The sequence below is a fragment of the Micromonospora sp. CA-246542 genome, from assembly GCF_050942905.1.
In the GTDB taxonomy this organism is placed as follows: Bacteria; Actinomycetota; Actinomycetes; order Mycobacteriales; family Micromonosporaceae; genus Micromonospora.
Window position 1 is genome coordinate 1948562 of the sequence record NZ_CP192040.1, and the last position, 13733, is coordinate 1962294.

18 protein-coding genes and 1 tRNA gene are annotated in these 13733 nt (G+C 70.8%); 9 read left to right on the forward strand and 10 right to left on the reverse strand.

Going from position 1 to position 13733, the window contains the following annotated elements; all coding sequences use genetic code 11:
* Window positions 1-3: 3 nt before the first annotated feature.
* Together ACQP0N_RS09115 and ACQP0N_RS09120 are read right to left on the reverse strand one after the other, a co-directional pair.
* A complete protein-coding gene (locus ACQP0N_RS09115; RefSeq protein WP_355051829.1) occupies window positions 4-459 on the reverse strand; it encodes an RrF2 family transcriptional regulator in 456 nt (151 codons plus the stop codon).
* 7 nt (window positions 460-466) lie between these two features.
* Window positions 467-1441 carry a helix-turn-helix domain-containing protein gene (locus tag ACQP0N_RS09120; RefSeq protein WP_433119109.1) on the reverse strand — a complete coding sequence of 325 codons (975 nt, stop codon included), beginning with the start codon at window positions 1439-1441 and terminating at the stop codon, window positions 467-469.
* Window positions 1442-1631: 190 nt separating this feature from the next.
* Between ACQP0N_RS09120 and ACQP0N_RS09125 the strand changes: the two genes are divergently transcribed.
* Window positions 1632-2408 (forward strand): glucose 1-dehydrogenase, encoded by a 777-nt coding sequence (locus tag ACQP0N_RS09125; protein WP_355051831.1) that lies wholly within the window; start codon window positions 1632-1634, stop codon window positions 2406-2408.
* Window positions 2409-2508: 100 nt separating this feature from the next.
* Here ACQP0N_RS09125 and ACQP0N_RS09130 read toward each other — a convergent pair whose 3' ends face one another.
* Entirely contained in the window at window positions 2509-2940 is a 432-nt protein-coding gene (locus ACQP0N_RS09130; protein ID WP_007457244.1) for an SsgA family sporulation/cell division regulator, read from the reverse strand.
* A gap of 294 nt (window positions 2941-3234) precedes the next feature.
* Between ACQP0N_RS09130 and ACQP0N_RS09135 the strand changes: the two genes are divergently transcribed.
* Complete coding sequence (locus ACQP0N_RS09135; RefSeq protein WP_433119112.1) at window positions 3235-3792, forward strand: TIGR02611 family protein; 558 nt, start codon at window positions 3235-3237, stop codon at window positions 3790-3792.
* 50 nt (window positions 3793-3842) lie between these two features.
* A tRNA-Val gene (locus tag ACQP0N_RS09140) sits at window positions 3843-3914 on the forward strand.
* Between the two features lie 148 nt (window positions 3915-4062).
* On the opposite strand, the gene ACQP0N_RS09145 is transcribed toward ACQP0N_RS09140, so the two are convergent.
* From ACQP0N_RS09145 to ACQP0N_RS09155, 3 genes are all read right to left on the reverse strand, one after another.
* Entirely contained in the window at window positions 4063-4695 is a 633-nt protein-coding gene (locus ACQP0N_RS09145; protein WP_433119114.1) for a TetR/AcrR family transcriptional regulator C-terminal domain-containing protein, read from the reverse strand.
* A complete protein-coding gene (locus ACQP0N_RS09150; RefSeq protein WP_433119115.1) occupies window positions 4692-5585 on the reverse strand; it encodes an alpha/beta fold hydrolase in 894 nt (297 codons plus the stop codon). Before ACQP0N_RS09150 ends, ACQP0N_RS09145 begins: the two co-directional genes overlap by 4 nt.
* Before the next feature lie 231 nt (window positions 5586-5816).
* Complete coding sequence (locus ACQP0N_RS09155) at window positions 5817-6053, reverse strand: hypothetical protein (protein WP_433119117.1); 237 nt, start codon at window positions 6051-6053, stop codon at window positions 5817-5819.
* A gap of 79 nt (window positions 6054-6132) precedes the next feature.
* Here ACQP0N_RS09155 and ACQP0N_RS09160 point away from each other — a divergent pair, with 79 nt between their 5' ends.
* Window positions 6133-6543 carry a hypothetical protein gene (locus ACQP0N_RS09160; RefSeq protein WP_433119119.1) on the forward strand — a complete coding sequence of 137 codons (411 nt, stop codon included), beginning with the start codon at window positions 6133-6135 and terminating at the stop codon, window positions 6541-6543.
* 64 nt (window positions 6544-6607) lie between these two features.
* Here the strand turns inward: ACQP0N_RS09160 and ACQP0N_RS09165 are convergent, their stop codons facing one another.
* The 3 genes from ACQP0N_RS09165 to ACQP0N_RS09175 all read right to left on the reverse strand — a co-directional run bounded on the left by ACQP0N_RS09165 (window position 6608) and on the right by ACQP0N_RS09175 (window position 8022).
* Complete coding sequence (locus ACQP0N_RS09165) at window positions 6608-6811, reverse strand: hypothetical protein (protein WP_433119121.1); 204 nt, start codon at window positions 6809-6811, stop codon at window positions 6608-6610.
* 102 nt (window positions 6812-6913) lie between these two features.
* The gene (locus ACQP0N_RS09170; protein WP_433119123.1) at window positions 6914-7309 is read right to left on the reverse strand and encodes a hypothetical protein; all 396 of its coding nucleotides are present in this window, start codon (window positions 7307-7309) and stop codon (window positions 6914-6916) included.
* Between the two features lie 302 nt (window positions 7310-7611).
* The gene (locus tag ACQP0N_RS09175; protein WP_433119125.1) at window positions 7612-8022 is read right to left on the reverse strand and encodes a GntR family transcriptional regulator; all 411 of its coding nucleotides are present in this window, start codon (window positions 8020-8022) and stop codon (window positions 7612-7614) included.
* Window positions 8023-8178: 156 nt separating this feature from the next.
* Between ACQP0N_RS09175 and ACQP0N_RS09180 the strand changes: the two genes are divergently transcribed.
* The 5 genes from ACQP0N_RS09180 (at window position 8179) to ACQP0N_RS09200 (ending at window position 11715) form a co-directional block, all read left to right on the forward strand.
* Window positions 8179-9186 (forward strand): helix-turn-helix domain-containing protein, encoded by a 1008-nt coding sequence (locus tag ACQP0N_RS09180; protein WP_433119127.1) that lies wholly within the window; start codon window positions 8179-8181, stop codon window positions 9184-9186.
* 147 nt (window positions 9187-9333) lie between these two features.
* Window positions 9334-9516 (forward strand): hypothetical protein, encoded by a 183-nt coding sequence (locus ACQP0N_RS09185; RefSeq protein WP_433119129.1) that lies wholly within the window; start codon window positions 9334-9336, stop codon window positions 9514-9516.
* Window positions 9513-9779, forward strand: coding sequence for a hypothetical protein (locus ACQP0N_RS09190; RefSeq protein WP_433119131.1), 267 nt, complete (start codon window positions 9513-9515; stop codon window positions 9777-9779). Before ACQP0N_RS09185 ends, ACQP0N_RS09190 begins: the two co-directional genes overlap by 4 nt.
* Before the next feature lie 82 nt (window positions 9780-9861).
* Window positions 9862-10080 carry a hypothetical protein gene (locus tag ACQP0N_RS09195; protein ID WP_433119132.1) on the forward strand — a complete coding sequence of 73 codons (219 nt, stop codon included), beginning with the start codon at window positions 9862-9864 and terminating at the stop codon, window positions 10078-10080.
* A gap of 240 nt (window positions 10081-10320) precedes the next feature.
* Window positions 10321-11715 (forward strand): hypothetical protein, encoded by a 1395-nt coding sequence (locus ACQP0N_RS09200; protein WP_433119134.1) that lies wholly within the window; start codon window positions 10321-10323, stop codon window positions 11713-11715.
* Here ACQP0N_RS09200 and ACQP0N_RS09205 read toward each other — a convergent pair.
* Window positions 11694-13664 (reverse strand): hypothetical protein, encoded by a 1971-nt coding sequence (locus ACQP0N_RS09205; RefSeq protein ID WP_433119136.1) that lies wholly within the window; start codon window positions 13662-13664, stop codon window positions 11694-11696. The genes ACQP0N_RS09200 and ACQP0N_RS09205 overlap by 22 nt on opposite strands.
* Window positions 13665-13733: the final 69 nt, after the last annotated feature.

Consider the following 13733-nt stretch of genomic DNA (forward strand, 5'->3'; position numbering starts at 1 on the left):
GCGTCAGCGTGGCTCCCACGCGTCCGGCAGCGCGGTGAGCTTGCGGACGTGCGCGGGCAGCCGACCGCTGAGGATCTCGGCGAGGCTCACCTCGTCGACCACCCGTCGCACCGCGGCGCGCACCGCCACCCACAGGCCGGGCAGGTTCTCCGCCGAGCCCTCGTAACGGGTCTCCTCCGGGCGCAGGCCGCGTACGCCCGCGAGTGGGCCCTCCACCGCGCGCAACACCGCGCCGACGGTCACCTCACGAGGCGGACGGGCCAGGGTGTAACCGCCCTCCGCGCCGCGTTGGGCGCGGACGAGACCGGCCCGGCGCAGATCCGCCAGGACCGCCTCCAGGAACTTGCGGGGCATGTCCTGCTCCGCCGCGATGGCCTGGGTGGACAGCAGCGAGGGGTACGCGGTCGCGAGGCTCAGCGCCGCACGTACCGCGTAGTCGCCGCGCGCGGAGATCTGCACCCCGTCATCATGCCCGCCCGCTCGGGATACCCGGGCCACCGGGCCGGCCCGAGTTGCCGGGACCGCCGGGCGCGCCGGAGCGGAACCGCCCGCCGTTGGCGCCCGTCGGCTCGACCGGTGGTCGGGGTCGGACGACCCGGCCGCCCGCCGGCTGGTCGCGGGCGGCCCGGAACGCGCCGGGGCTGACCCCGATCTCCCGGGTGAAGAACCGGCCGAAGTTGGTCGGTTCGGAGAAGCCGAGCCCTCGGCCGATCTGCGCGATCGGTTCGTCGCTCGCCGCGAGCAGCCGGGCGGCCTGCAACGCCACCCGCTCGTCGATGACCTGCTTGGCGCTGCGGCCGGTGACGGCCAGGCAGGCCCGGGTCAGGGTACGCACCGAGCAGCCGAGCGCGGCGGCGTAGTCCTCGACCCGCCGGGACGCCTGGTAGCCGTGCTCCACCTCCCGGCCGAACCGCTGGAACGTCTCGGCCTCGTTACGCTGCCCGGCCTGGTCCGCGTCGGGCAGCGCCAACCGCAGCAGCAGCACGGCGAGCTGGTGCCGCAGCAGCGCGCGGCCGGCGGGGCCGTCGCCGTGCCGCTGGCAGTCCACCGCCAACTGGCTCACCTCGTTGATCACCGCGTCCTCGTCCTCGCCGGCCAACTGCCGCCAGGTCGGCGCCGCGTCCTCGTCGACGGCCAGGCCGTGCAGGGCGTCGGCGGTCCAGCCGACCACCGACGCGTCGAACTGGGGGCCGGCGCAGCGCAGCACCTGACCGGCGCGGACCCGCAGCAGCGTGCCGGGTCGGCACGGCAGGAGGTGGAAATCCAGCTCGGCGTCGCCGTGGCCGCGGGTCGTGAGGATCAGCAGCTCCCGTTCGACGAACACGGGCCGCCGCCAGCCGGGGTCACCGGCCAGGTCGGCCAGCGCGAACGTGGAGATCTCGTCGGGTACGGGTGATGCCGTTCCGATCGATGGCGCGGGGGAGGGATCGGTGGAGACCATCGCCTGCGACGGTAGCCCGAACCGCAGGTCACCGCATCCCGACCGGGGTACGCCGCGACGTCCAGGCTTGTCGTGGTCCCCACGGCCGGGCTACGTTACCCGGCGGTAGCGCCGTCCGGGCCCGGTCCGCCCGGCGCCCCGCCGGCCGCTCACCGGACGACGGATCACGCCGACTCGCGATGGGATTCCTATGACGGAGCTGTTCTCGGTCGAAGACAAGACGGTCCTGGTCACCGGCGGGTCGCGGGGAATCGGGCTGATGATCGCCCAGGGCTTCGTCCGGGCCGGCGCCCGCGTGATCATCTCGTCCCGCAAGGCGGACGTCTGCGAGCAGGTCGCCAACGAACTCTCCGCCGAGGGCCGGTGCGAGGCCATCCCCGCCGACCTGAGCGCCGACGACGGCGCGCAGGCCCTCGCCGCCGCCGTACGCGAGCGCGTCGATCGCCTCGACGTGCTGGTCAACAACGCCGGCGCCACCTGGGGCGCGCCGCTGGAGAGCTACCCGGAGGCCGCGTTCGACAAGCTCTGGGCGGTCAACGTCAAGGCCGTCTTCCGGCTCACCACCGCGCTGCTGCCGGCGCTGCGCGCCGCCGCCAGCGCCGACGACCCGGCCCGCGTGATCAACATCGGGTCCATCGACGGCATCCGGGTGCCGTTCATGGAGGTGTACGCGTACTCGGCCACCAAGGCCGCCGTGCACATGCTCACCCGCAGCCTCGCCCACCAGCTCGCCGGTGAGCAGATCACCGTCAACGCGATCGCGCCCGGCCCGTTCGAGAGCAAGATGATGGCGTTCGCGCTCGACGACCCGGCCAGCCGCTCCGCCATCGAGCAGCAGGTGCCGCTGGGCCGCATCGGCCGCCCCGAGGACATGGCCGGCACCGCCATCTACCTGTCGTCGCGGGCCGGCGCGTACCTGACCGGCGCGGTCATCCCCGTCGACGGCGGCATCACCACGCACGGCTGAGCACGGGCCAACCCGGGTCGGGCTGTGGTCGTACCCCCTGGGGTGGGTGTGCCGGAGCCGCGCGGACTCGGCAGATCCGCGCGGCCCCGGTGTTGCTCTTTCAGCGACCGGCGAGCAGCCGGTTCACCGCAGTGTCGACGTCCAGGTGCTCGGCCTCACGACCGCGCGGGACGACCACGTACGTGCGTCGAAGGAATCGCACCAGGACGCTGCGCGGCACCTCGAAGAGGGCGTTGCCGTCCGGTGACGAGAGGGCCAGCGCGACGAAGTCGCCGCGCGGTGTGGCCCAGGGCCAGACCCGGACATCCCCGATACCGGCCGGCTCGTCCAGGCCGGTGACCAGCAGTTCGCGGGCGAACGACCAGCTCACCGCCTCCCCACCGGCCGATTCGGCGTGGAACAGGACATGGACCGCATACGGGTCAGCAGGGTCGTAACGCAGACTGGCACGCACCGGCAAGGCGGTGGCGTCAGGCGCGACGAGCCTTAGCGACGTCTCGACCTCTACGGTCGTCGGTCGGATGACACTCATGGACGTTCTCCCCCCGGCACCGCTGCGGAACGCGCGTGTCCCGCTTTTCCCATACTCAGGTGCTACTCCTGGCTACGCTCCGCCATACGCTGACTTCACCCAGTGGTGGGAAGGGGGACGGAAGCGCCTCGTGAATGTGAACATTCATGTAGGATTTCCGGTTCTGCCCAGTGTGTGATGCCGCCCGGCGTCGGGTGGCTCAGTCGTCGACTTACTCCGGTAACGTCCAGTCGGCCGTTGCAGTGACGGGCCCGAGCGACACTGGGGGGTGAAATGGTCACGAACCGATCCTCAGTGGATCCGGTGACCGCGTCGGGCCCGCCGAACGTCGCGGTCCGAGCAGCCGAAAAGCGGGGGTACGACGTGCCGATGGAGCAGCCCGAGCGACCCGGACGGTCGACGCCCGAGCCGGGCCGTCCCGGTGGCGTCCTCGTCGTCGGCGAGCCGCCGCGCCGTCCGCACTGGCGACAACGGATCTCCACCACGCTCGACCTGATCCGGGCCAACCCCACCGGCCGGATCGCCCTCAAGATCTTCATCGCGATCGCCGGCGCGCTGGTGGTCACCATCGGCATCGCCCTCATCCCGCTGCCCGGGCCCGGCTGGCTGCTGGTCATCGCCGGCCTCGGCATCTGGGCCGTCGAATTCCACTGGGCCCGCCGACTGCTCGGCTTCACCCGCCGGCACGTCCACGGCTGGACACGCTGGGTGAGACGGCAGTCACTGCCGCTGCGCTTCGTCCTCGGCGCCGTCGGCCTGGTCTTCGTCGCAGCGGTGGTCTGGCTCTCCCTCAAGCTCAGCCTCGGCATCGACGTGGTGGCCGAGGCGAGGCAGTACCTCGCGGCGCGCTGACCCCGGATTTTTGGTCTGGTTCCACGATCGGGTAGAGTCAACGGCGCTGAGGGCGATTAGCTCAGTGGGAGAGCGCTTCGTTCACACCGAAGAGGTCGCTGGTTCGATACCAGCATCGCCCACTCTCAGTTTGTGCAGGTCAGAAGCCCGTTGCCGGATCAGTCGGTAACGGGCTTCGCCGTATGTGCGGCTTACATTGGGAGCAGCGGTCCGAGCGTAGTGCACCGGGCGGCATTGTCCGGAACACCTGCTTCGGTCCAGGTGGTGAGGTCAGGAATGTTGAAAGCCGCGGAGCATAGCTTGCAGGCCTGGTTCGAAATGGTCGTCCGGTGTGGTCTCGTCGGCTGCCTGAGCCAACAGGTTGTATTGCGGGCTGCCTTTGTCAGGTTTCCTGCTTCGTGACTGTGCGCCCGCTTGAAGGATGGACACGCTGAGCGCGTGCCCGATGGTGAACTCCCGCAGGCATCGGAGGATCCGCAAGGCGGTGGCGGGCGGCAGGCCGGCGTTCTGCAGCTTTGCCACCGCGCGGATACCCATGTCGATGGAAGCCGATGACCGCACGGGTCGGGTGGCGAACACCGAAACGGCGTTCGGGTGCTGTAGTAGCACGTCGCGCAGGCGGCGGCAGTACTGCGCGGCCAGTTCCGGCCACGGCGCCTGCCATGGCAGTGAGTCGGTGTCCATCTCGACGAACAGCACCTCGGCGACGCCGTCGAACAACGCCTCCTGATCCGCGAAGTGGCGGTAAGCGGCCATCGGGTCAACGCCAAGGACCGCACCGAGGCGACGCATGGAGAACTTGCGCAGCCCTTCGGCGTCGATCAGCTTGAGCGCGGCTGTGGCTAGGTACTCGCGGTTGAGTGTCGGACGCGTCGGGGGCGGCGGCACGGCGGGTGTGCTCACCTGGGGAATCCTTCGAGGATCCTCTCGAGGGCTTCGCTGAACTTGTCCGGCTGTTCGATGTAGACGGTGTGTCCACCCGGGAACTCCTCGCACGGCACGCCGAGCCGCTCGGCGAGCATGTGCGCCGGCCGGTAGTACGGCTTGCCGACGCTGTCCCGGCCGGTGGCCAGCCGCCAGGGCACGGCGACCTCGCGCAGCGCGGGCAGGTCCGGTTGGTAATCGAGGCCGATGAGCGGCAGTTCCCGCCGCAGCAGCAGGTCGGCATTGCCCAACTGGCGCGTCATCGAGCTGGGCTCGCGGCCGGTGACCCGGCGCACGGCCGCGCCGACCGGTAGAGCGGCCCGGGAGGCGGCTGCGACCAGGGCCTGTCCCACAGCCGAGCGGAACAGCCAGGGCGGATCGTCCATGGTCATGGCACCGAAGGCCGCGTACGCCCGCAAAGGGCTCTTCTCTCGGGCGATCCGGGCGATCTCGGCGAGCGCCCGCCGCTCCGCGCTGTCGTCCGGGAGGAACGAGACTAGCGGTGGCTCGTGCGCCACCACACCGGATAGCCGGTCGGCGTGGTTGGCCAGCACCTCGAGTGCGATGACCGCACCGCCGCTGCCGCCGAAGACGTACGCCTTCTTCACCCCGTAATGGTCCAGGACCGCGACGGCGTCGCTCGCCTGCGCAGCGACCCCGATCGCTGCCTGCGGGTCGGTGAACCGGCTGCGCGAATTGCCCCGCCGGTCGTAGGTGAACACCGTGTACCGGCGCGCGAGAAGCGGGACGACCTCCTCGTACATTCCTGCATCGCCGCCGCCGCCCGAAATGAGCAGCAGCGGAGCGCCGGAGCCCGCCCGCTCTGTGTAGAGCCGAGCCCCGGGAACTGTCACATATTCCGAAGTCATGCTCGCCGCCCCTGTCAGTTCGCGACCACCGTACGCCACGTCTACGTCGTAGACTATATCTACGGTGTAGACGAAATCTCAAGACGAAGCGGGCAGGCGTGCTCGCTGTTCCGCTTCCCCCGACGAGACGCATGTTCATCTGCCGCGGACCGCGCGTCGCGCAGCGTCACGATCGCTTAAGTCAGGTGCCGTCCGGTCGCGCCGGTGACGGGCCGAAGGGTCACCGTTGCGCTACGGATTGGCGGTCTGCCGGATGAACGACAAGATCCTCGGCAGGACGTAACAGAACTCGCCGCCACCCCACGAGTCCACGAGGCCACCGGCTCGTTCCATCGCATCCCAAAATGGCTCAGTCGAACGGATGATGTCCTCCGCAGTAGCCGGATCGATGTCGATGGCGGCGCAGACAGCCGCCGTCAGCTCCGCGCGAGATTCGCCGGGCATGTCCTGCAACGGATCATGAGGCATCCGCAGAAGCTACCTCAGGCGACGTCCACGCTCATGCCGCGTTGTGTGTTTGAGGGCGGGGATCTTGTTCGGTCGACTGGTGGTCCACACCTGGCCGGTGGTGGACGAGGAGTTGGTGTCGGCCCGTCGTCCTCGAGACGTGGTCGACGCCGCTGGAGCGTGGATCGGTGACGCGTTGGCGGCGGACGGCTTTGGCTGGCTCAGGGCCGTCGTCGAGGCGAGCGAACCGAGTCCAATCGTAACGTCGCGCGCTGGCGACTACAGCCTGCCGTTTACCGTGATGGAGTGGCTGGCCAGCCGAGACCGCGTCGACTTGGTCTGCGACTATGCGGAGCGCTACCTCGCCCGTAACCCTGGTATCGAGCAGCGCTTCAGGTCCGGGAACTCGGCAGCCGTCGGAGGTCAGCCCGTCCCACCCATCAACGATCTGGCCGTTGTGGCTGGCTGGCCTCGCGCCATGCTCACCACGAATCCTGGGTCAGCCGCCTGAACCGCGTCTTTCGAGAGATGGGTCTGGATGCACGGACCTGCCGCTGATCACGCGCAACCCATAACTAGACGTGGTCGCAGTACGGGGAGCAACGACGGCCAAGGGCGTGACGCAGGTCCCGTAGAAGAGCGCCCAGGCGCTTGACCTCCTCCGCGGTGGGCGGAGTGATGGCTGCGCCGGCAGCGATGTGCTCTCCGGCTTCGTACAGCGTGACGTACAGACCTTCGGCGGTTGCGCGGTCGAGCCGCAGGACGATGTCATCCCCCATACGCAGACCCTAATCACACGTCTCGCGGCACCGGTTGGCCAAGGCCGCGTGCGCCGATCTGTCGCTGACCACTTTGCCTGGTGGAGTTCGGAGGATTGCGGCTCATCTCAACCGGTGTCGGCGGTACTGCGGGAAGGGCTCGCCGACCTCGATCCCATTTTCGTCCAGTGCGTTGTAGATCGTCAGCCAGCCGTCGGCGAATCGCAGGCCCAGCGCCACGGTGCCGTCCGCCAGGTCGCCCCCGGCGTACTCCAGGAGCTCTACCGCCTCGAGGGCTTGCCCGCGCCGAGCAGCCAACGGCGCGGGAGCGTCGTCGCACCACCGTAGGCGGAAGCCATCCGAGGTCGGCCACAGCGGTGCCCGGGTCACGTCGATCGTGCACCAGGTGATCGACAGTTCGTCGAGCTTTTGATGGTTGATCTCCAGGCGCTCCTCTTCGAATTCGAGCACCACCGGGCAGTCGGCGAACCACGAATCGTCGTCGTCCTCCCAGACCACCCAGGTGAGAGGCCGGTTGGACACAGTCCAGCCGGCCTCGCGCCTACCCGGCGGCAGAGATCATGAGTCGCCTGTGAGTCGCGGCCGTCGAGCGCGGGGGAGAAGCGGCGTCACACCCAGGTCTGCCAAATGCGCTGTGTAGCCGATCGTGAAGCCGTGCTCAACTGCCGTCCTCCCGTGCCCGCTGCATACCCTTCCGCTCGCGGTCAGTCGCAGAGACCACAGTGGCCGGCTGTATCCGAACCGCGTCACCAGGCCCGCCCACAGCCGCCGTGCCGAGCTGTCGGTGGCCGATCGGCGGCTTAGCCAGCCCGGAAGACCAGCCGATACCGATGCGCGGCGTACAGATCCTGCAAACCGTTCGGGTGGTCTACCACCAGTAGCGGCACACCCTCCGGCAGCCTGTATGTTCGCCGCTCGCCCGGAGTCGGGTTCCGAGCTGACACCGACGCCCCCGGCTCCACTATCACCTGCTCCACCTCGACCGGTGTACGCACTACCACGCCACGACCCCGTACGGCCTCGGCCAGGCCCTCGTTGCGTAGCTGCTGCACCGCCGCCCGAGCGGTCATCTGTGCGACGTCGTAGGTCTGTGACAGGTCTCGTTCGGACGGTAGGCGATCACCGGGGCTGAGCTGCCCGGACGCGATCCGAGCGCGCAGGATCTCGGCCAGATCCTGATAGCCGACCGGGTCCTGTCCGGGGTAGATCACCGCCGCAGATTAGACAGACACCCATACCCCGCTCGTGGACTAGTCAAGTAACCATGTCCGTGACTCACGGACATACCTGGCGTACTCTCCGGGACGGCGGCCCGCCGGAGTAGGGGCCGGTGGGACGCCGCCCAGTCCTCTACCTGGGAGCGCCACATGCCCGCTGCCATCCGCACCATCGTTAACCCGCGCTTCGCCGCCGAGCTGACCCGCCGCCGCCTCGAACGTGGCCTATCCCTGCGCGACCTGGCCCACGTCGCCCACTACAGCAAAAGCTTCCTGCACGACCTTGAAAGCGCCCGCACTCGGCCCACGTGCGCAGTGGCCCGCGAGCTGGACGCTGCCCTGGATGCCGGCGGGGAGCTCGCCGCCATGGTCGTCGACCCGCCCCCCGTCACCACCCTCGATGACGGCGACCGCCTCGCGTACTTGGCCGCCAATCCCACCCGGCTCGACGCCTCCGGCGTGCAACTGCTCGCCACGATCCTGGCCACCCAGCGGCGGCTCGACGACGCGCTGCCCGCGCCGATGATGCTGCCCATGTGTCTGCCCCAGTGGAACGCTGTCCATGACCTCGCCGCGCACGCCCGAGGCCCTCACGCCGGCGAGCTTCACGCCATTGCCGCCGAGTGGACGCAGTTCGTCGGGTGGCTGTACGCCGAGACCCGCAACGACAGCCAGGCCGTGCGGGTCCTCATCGAGGCGTCGCGGGAAGCCGACGCGGTCAACAGCGGGCCGCTCGCCGCGCAGGCGGAGAACTTCCGCGGCTACATCGAGCGCCAGCGCGGTAACGCGCGGGGGATCGTGCGCCACTTCCTTGCCGCGTACCACACGCCCGGGGCGTCGCCGTTGCAGCGCGTCGGTGACGCGGTCCAGGCCGCTCACGGGTACGCGTTGCTCGGCGACCGGCCGGCCGCGGTGCGACTGCTCGGTGAGGCCAGCGACCTGACGACCGCCGCCGAGTCGGAGCCGCCGCCGGCGACGGCGTACTGGCTGACGCCGACGTTCAGTCGGATGGGACTCGGCCTGGCCTATCTGGCCCTCGGTGACAGGGGTTCGGCGGTGGACAGCCTGCGGACTGGGCTGGGCGCGTTGCCGGAGGATCAGCGCGGCGCCGAGTGGACAGTCGAGTATCGGCAAGCTCTGGCGGCTGTGACCGCCTGACCGTGTCCGGGAGCTGTCCGGAACCGGAGTGGCGGACACTCCGACGCTAGATAGCTGACTAGCTCGCCCTCACTCTGAGGTAAGGGCGCGGTAACGACCAGCTATGAGTGGTGAGGCCGCGCCCCTCCAAGCGAGGGAGGCGACACCGTGCACATCGTCCAGAGGCTGCGGCGGCTGCTCACGCCCGCCCCGCCGCCCGTTCCGCCCGGCACCGGCCAGCGCATCCAGGCCGTCGAGCAGGAAGCGGCCAAGCGGCGGCTCCTGGCCAGCGCCCGGACCATGACTCAGCCGCATAGCCGCGCCAGCCGCCCCGACGGGCCGGTCCGATGAGCGGCCGGCAGATGCCCGAGCCCGGCGCACGGGTGTCGGTGCGGCCCGGCCAGTGGCAGCCCAGCCCCGGTATCGAGGGCCAGACCGGCCACGACATCGTCATCGTCAAGGTCCACGAGTCGCACGACCCGCGGTTCGCGTGGGTGTACGGCCACGGCCCGGACTGCAGCTGGCCCACGGCCGACTGTGCCGTCCCATGGTGCTTCGAGGTGTTGGTCAGCGTCGACGTCCTGGCCGCCAACGCCGCACGGCAGCGACCGTGACCACGTACCCATGCTGGCAGGTGGCCTCGGGGACCAGTCGGCGGGCGCGGTCCCTGGTGGCGGCGCTGCTCGGAGGTCGCGCATGACCACGCACGGCCCGGTGCTGCCGATCTGGAGCTGCGGCGGCTGCGATGCGCCCTGGCCCTGCCGCACCCGGCAGCGCGAGCTGCGCGCCGAGTTCGACGACGCTCCGATCTCCCTGGCAATCTACCTAGGTGCCCAGCTGGTGCGGGCTTCGGAGGACCTGACCTGGGTGCCGGCGGGTGCGCTGCACAGACGCTTCCTCGGCTGGCTCCAGTGAGCAGCCTGCGGCCCGGCGACGGCGAAGCAGGGGCTGGCCCGCTCTGGCTGATCAGCAGGAACGCCCGCTGACTGGCAAGCAGTCCCTGGCCATGTCATCGGCGGCCGCGCACGCCGAGGCTCATTGGCTGGGGTCACGGCTGGGCAAAACTGCTGCCCGGTTGAACCTCCCGGGCGCGGCTGCGTAGAAGGGGGCCGGGACGGAAGGATGGCGATGGTGCGAGGGGCGTGGAGGTCAGCGGTGTTGATGCGGCGGGCGCTGGCGTTGGTGCTGCTGACGGTCGGGATCGTGCTGTTCAGCCAGGCGGTGCCGGCAGCCGCGCTACCCGACGAGACAGGCAGGTACTACGTGGTGGGACCGCCGGTCGACGGCCAGCGGGAGTACCTCTATGACATCGCGCTGCGCACCCTCGGCAACGGCAACAGGTTCCGGGAGATCACCCAACTCAACATCGGCAGGAAGCAGCCCGACGGCGGTACCTTCACCGACGGTGTCGAGCTGCGACCCGGTTGGCTCCTCGTGCTGCCCCGCGATGCCAAGGGCTCAGGGGTGCGGACCGGGGCCCTGCCACCGATCTTGGTGAACTCCCCACTGACCAGCAGGAGCCCGGCCGTGCCCAAGCCAAGTGCCACGGCACCCAGGCCCGGGGCCACGACGTCGACCACCGTCGCCCGGTCACCGACGACGGCACCAACGGTGGCGGCCCGGCGTCCCCCGGCCTCCGGCGCGTCCGACGCCGGTCGGTTCACGCCCTTGCTGGTCAGGGGTGGCGCTGGCCTGCTCGCGGCGGTGTTCGCCGTCTTCGCCGTGCTGATGCTACGCCGCGGCAGGTACGGGTTGCGCGCCGTCGCCCTCGACGACACCGGCCCATGGCCACCGGAGCGGCACCACACCCCGACCCCCGCCGAGCTCGCTGGGGAAGGCGAGACCGAGGCGTCCCAGAGCCCGCCCCCGCTGCCCCGGCCCGCTCCACCGCCGCCGTCAACTCCACCGCTGCCGCCGGCTCCGCCATCCTCGCCGCCGTTGCCAACGGACTCGTCAGAGTCGTCAGACTCGCCGGACTCTCCGGAGTCGAGGCCGGCGGCGCTGGCACTGGGCGAGGTGCCGTGCCTGCGGACCGACCTCCTCAGCGCGGTGGGCCCGGTGCGCGTCCGATTGATCGGCATGGCGAACCGGGGGGAGACGCCCGCCTACGCCTGGCTCGCCGAGACCGAGCCGACGCCCCCGTCGACCGTTCCGTTGGTGTTGGGCAGCCGGGGCACGTGGCGGCTCCATGTCGATCTCGGGCAAACCCCCGACGTGCTCACCCTCGTCGGCGCCCTCGACGCCTGCCAGCGACTGGCCGCGGCACTTGCCCGTCGGCTGCACGCCGGCCGAGTCGGAGTCGCGGTGATCGGTGAGGCGCTCGGGACCCTGGACCTGGAGGGCTACCAGACACTGACCGCTCTGCCGGAACCGCCGGCCGCCGGTGAGCAGCTGCCGGATCCGTGTGTGATTTTCCTGGCCGGGCTGCCGTCTGGCGGGGCAGACGGCCTACGCGGACTCGTCGCGGCGACCGGCGGACGCTGCATCCCGGTCGTGGTCGGCCCGGTCCCCCACAGCCGCTGGTCGATTCAGGTGGGGATCGAGGGCTGAACCCGGCTGAGTATGGCGGGGAGCGGCCCGGGCTCCGTCCCCGGCACCCGCTGCCAGGCGTTCTCGTGCGCGAGGTAGGCGCGGCGGACCTGGACTCGCTCGTACGAGCGGCTGCCCAGGATCAGCTCGACGCCGGCGTCCCGCAGCCGCTCCGCCTGGTGGCGTACCCGGTCGAGCCGGGCGATCATCTCGGCCGTCGACATGACGTCGATGGTGCGTCCACGGGGCACCCGGACCTCCAGCATGAGCCGGCCGGGTCGGGCCGGTGGCGCCTTGCGGTAGAGACGCAGCCAGCCGCGCGGCAGGCGGCCGCCCGACGCCGGCACGAGTGCGTACGCGCGACGGGTGCCCGTCTCCGGCCAACGGCGGACGTCGTTGGGCAGGCCGGCGATCGTTCGGGCCCGCGACGAACAGTGGATGCGCAGCGGGCCGTCCCCGCACTCGGCAGTCGGGACTAGTCGTCCGAACTGGTAGGTGCGAAAGCCTCCGCGTGGGGACACCCGGTCCAGTCGCGCCGCCGGAAGCAGATAGGCGTCGTTCACTCCCCGCAGATGTTGCAGACGCGCGGGAATGTGCGAGCGGAGCGTCGCCATCGGGATGGCGCCCCCGGGGGCGACGCGAACCCGGATCAGGTAGCTGTCGTCGGGAACCGGACCGGGGTCCAGGAGGGCGATGAGGAACAGCTCCGCGCTCGGTATCCCCTCTGCCACCGCGCGGGCGGGTTCCATCGGGCAGACGACGAAGGCCTCGAACTCCTCGGCGTTGACCTGCTGCCCGGGTGGCAGCCACGGCGGTCCGTACCCCTGCGCTCGGCGACCCTCGGTGATCAGGCCGGGGCGGGGGAGGGCCGTGGCCGGCACCGTGAGCGGTCCCTGCGCGGCGTCCGACAGGCCGGGATGCGGCGGCCCGATGGGAGCGTCCGCAACGGCGATGCGGGGGCGGGCCGACACCGACACGAGGAGACCGTCTGGCGTCGCCCGCAGTGCCAGCGGACCAGCGGCGTACTCCGGCCGGTGCGCCTGCCATTCGGCGGGGCTCCCCGCGGGGTCGAGGGCGCGCAGGTCGCGGCCGCCGTCCACCAACTCGGCGCTGCCGCCCGGCGGTGGAGTCCAGACCGTGGCACCGGTTCGTTCGGCGAACTCCTGGGCCTGCTCGGCGAGGCTGCGCTGCTCCTGCGGATCGGAGGGCCAGGTGAACCAGAGCCGCAGGTCGCAGCCGTAGAGCGGGAGGTCGCCGAGGAGGGCGGCGAGTTGCTCACCGCCGTGTACCTTCTGCGTCCCGCTGTAGTCGCCGACGAGGAAGCCCGCCGCGCGCGCCGTGACGGCGACGGTCACCAGACCGTCCGATGTAGAGGTCAGTCGGTGCGCGACGGCGCGTCGGTGCACGAAGTCGGCGCGGGTGGCGAGGGCGAGCCCGGCCGGCAGCGGCAGGCCGACCACACCGGTGCGGGGACGGACCACGCCCCGATCCACCGCGAACCAGCCGGGCAGGGGGGTGGCGAGGTCCGGCGGTTGGATCACCATCCAGTCCATCGGGCGGCGGGTGATCCGATCCAGTGGGACCGCGTGCGACGGTCCGACCGCCGCGTCTCCCCGACGCCGGTGCCGGATCTCCGCGCCGTCGGGGCTGACCAGTACGTCGTGTCCGAGCAGTCCGGCGACCTCGCTGAACAGGTCGCCGTTGCGGGCACCGTCTCCGGTCAGGATCCGTACGTCGTCGGCGGGTTCCCCGGACCGTCGAACCAGGTCGGCGATGCCCCGCGCGGTCAGGGTGACGCTGGGTTCCGCCGGCACCACCAGCCCGCCCCGGGGGCCGGGCTCCAACCAGAGGTCGAACAGGCCAGGGATCCTCAGGTGCCGACGTGGGTCGAAGCGGCTGGTGGCCGGCAGCTCGTCGATGCCCGCGTCAATCGTCGTCGTCACCGGATTCACGGGCTCACCACCGTCCATTCGCTGCACCTTCGTCCCCGAGGGTGGGCGGCCGCCGGCCGGCGAGCCTCCGCACATCGCGGCCTCGGT